General features: G+C 59.4%; 1 protein-coding gene. It reads left to right on the top strand.

The genetic code is table 11. The annotated features are described in order from the left end of the window. The coding region (locus tag ACPYOM_RS23510; protein WP_481347832.1) for an Lrp/AsnC family transcriptional regulator at positions 1–244 on the top strand (244 nt) is incomplete at both ends.

Here is a 244-nt window from a genome sequence, read left to right as displayed (position 1 = left end):
CTTTTGTCCTGATCAAGACCGATGCCTCACGCATCCCGGAAACGGCCGAGCAAATTTCGGCCATTCAAGGCATCAGCGAGGTCTATTCAGTCACCGGCGAATGGGACCTCATCGCTGTTGCACGGGTGTCCAAGCACGAGGATCTGGCAGACGTCATTGCCGACCGCCTGTCCAAGGTGCCCTCAGTGGTCCACACCACCACGCACATCGCCTTCCGCGCCTACTCACAGCACGACCTCGATGC

It is taken from the genome of Monashia sp. HAY1-2A, from assembly GCF_056755315.1.
The sequence above is the reverse complement of the archived record's forward strand: the minus strand, read 5'-3'. Positions and strand labels throughout refer to the sequence as shown.